Source organism: Bacteroides sp. 1001302B_160321_D4 (assembly GCF_015667765.1).
GTDB lineage: Bacteria > Bacteroidota > Bacteroidia > Bacteroidales > Bacteroidaceae > Bacteroides > Bacteroides xylanisolvens.
In genome coordinates, this window is record NZ_JADPLO010000147.1 from 1 (window position 1) to 1,698 (window position 1,698).

Here is a 1,698-nt window from a genome sequence, read left to right on the forward strand (position 1 = left end):
TCCTCTTTCTAAAAAATCAAGAGAAAAGCTTTGCTTTACGTGAGCTTTTCTCTTGATTTTTTCGTTCAACTCTCCCAGTCTTCTATCTTTTTTGTAGAATATTGTTTACATATTCTTATTTTTTCCTTCCCACCCATGCATTATGTACATGTCTTTTTTAGGGGAAGTTAAAACCTCTCCTGTTTTTCCTGTTATTTTAGTTAGATTATGCTGCCTTTCTTTTTTTCTTTTCGACCTTTTCTATCATACATACCGCATTGGCTGTATGTATCCCAAAGAAAATCCAAAGTACTTCCGTTTTCCTGTTTCTAGCTTTTATCCTGGCCAGTGAGTAATGTTGTTTCTGCGTTCCAAAACTTCCTTCCAGGCGGGTAGCTCTTTCACGGCTGAGTTCCGACCGTAAGATTTTCCGAAGCGGCTCATCTTTGGCAGCTCTGCCCTTACGCTTAAAGGAAGTACTTATATGATATTTTGTACAAAATTTCCGGTTGGCATTATTGGCATAGATTGAATCCGCCGCAAGCGCCTTAACCCTAACCCCGGTCAGTTGTTGTTGCAGATGAATACAGTCTTTCAAACGTACTCCTTCGTTAAAAGCCTTAAAGGAGATATGTTCTATAAAGGAGATTCCGTCTATCTGTATATTGTTGACTTTGGCTCCGAATTCAACGGATTTGGTTTCCTTGCCTCTGATAATGGGGCGAAGGTAATGCCGGTCGATACTCACGATACGGTTGGACACTTTTTTGCCTGCAAATAAATTCTTCCCTTGCTCAAGGACTGTCTGTATGACCGAGAAACGTCTTTGGTAATCAGAGGATAGTGTAAGCCTGTTCCTGTAGGATGAATGAAGCAGCTCCAGCTGGTCAAGTAACTTTTCCAATAACTGAAGTAACCTTCGTGTAATCATACGAGTCTGTGATTTCTTGCGTTTACGCAGTTTGCTATAAGCAAGATAGGCACGGCGTACATCAAGATACTTGTTACGGGGACGTTGTATGTGCAAGGTCTGGCAATGTTTGCACAGATGACGATGAAGCCATACAATACCTTCCCATAAGAGTTTGGTATCAGTAGGGAAACGCAGATGACTTTCATAACAGGTGGCATCGGTCATACAGACATGAAGGTTCTCAAGATAAGGTGTCCAATGCTCGGCAAGAATGAGCTGGAGGGACTCAACGTCAAGGCGATCCGCTAGTTCCTGACGAATTGCACTAACGATTTTAGGATTGGTTAGTGGATGAAGCGGATCAATCTGAACACCACAAAATAACTGGTAATGAATATTACCGTTTAAATGCTCAATCAGTTGTGCATCGGAAAAGTTGGTATAGGACTTCAAGACCATCAAGGCTATTTTACCTTCGGGAGAAAAATAACTTTTACGCCCAAAAGGAGAGGACTTCAAATGCATTTGTCGGGCCAGTTCCGAGAAAGGGAACAGAGAATGGAGGCGACCTAATTCACTCGTTGCAAAACTTTGACGATATTTTTTAAGCATATCGAACTCGGTAAAACCTAAACAAGGTTCGATTTCTGAGATTTTTTGTATCTTTACCATGTGTTTTTATTTTTAATTACCCCCGTTTTGGCCGTCAAACCGTTTTTTGGGGGGAATGCTTAAAGATACAAAAAAGGCAACTAACTCGCAATGAATTAGTTGCCTTAAATTTTATTATTTTAGGAATATCCCTA

Annotated in this window: 1 protein-coding gene; it reads right to left on the reverse strand. The window is 40.6% G+C overall.

Annotated features, from left to right (window positions below; genetic code table 11):
• Positions 1-205: 205 nt before the first annotated feature.
• A complete protein-coding gene (locus tag KFO40_RS25535; RefSeq protein WP_008022065.1) occupies positions 206-1,564 on the reverse strand; it encodes a transposase in 1,359 nt (452 codons plus the stop codon).
• Between the last annotated feature and the right edge of the window lie 134 nt (positions 1,565-1,698).

Coding starts and splice junctions, on each gene's coding strand:
- KFO40_RS25535 (WP_008022065.1), bottom strand. CDS start 1,564: ATGGTAAAGATACAAAAAATCTCAGAAATCGAACCTTGTTTAGGTTTT.